Here is a 366-nt window from a genome sequence, read left to right on the forward strand (position 1 = left end):
GGCTATGGAAATCGGATTTCCGCCAATCGCATCAATCCTGAGGTAATCGTGAATCGATCCTGACGCGACTCAAGCCGTGGCCTCATGCGCGCCGCGCGGCACGAAGCGCCCCAGTACATGGCTGGTCATGCCCTTGGCCAGTTCCTCCTCGCCATAGAACACCGTGCCGAGCCCTTCCTTGCGCAGCAGCGCGGACTCGTCCTCGCTATGCGTGCGCAGCACGATCTCCACGTTGGGATTGAGCGTCTTGGCGGTTTCCACCATCTGGCGCACGTAGAGCGGCTCCGGCACGRCAATCACCAGCATCGCCGCGTGGGCGATATGGGCCTGGATCAGCACCGCCGGGTCGGCCGCATTGCCCGAGAC

The 366-nt window shown here is 63.6% G+C and carries 1 protein-coding gene; it reads right to left on the reverse strand.

Features of this window, described 5'->3' with window-relative positions; all coding sequences use genetic code 11:
* Positions 1-69: 69 nt before the first annotated feature.
* Positions 70-366, reverse strand: a 297-nt coding sequence (locus tag AB4Z35_RS31265) for an NAD-binding protein (RefSeq protein WP_442101335.1), incomplete at its 5' end; no start/stop codon positions are given.

Source organism: Pseudomonas sp. KB_15 (assembly GCF_052114525.1).
Taxonomy (GTDB): Bacteria; Pseudomonadota; Gammaproteobacteria; order Pseudomonadales; family Pseudomonadaceae; genus Aquipseudomonas.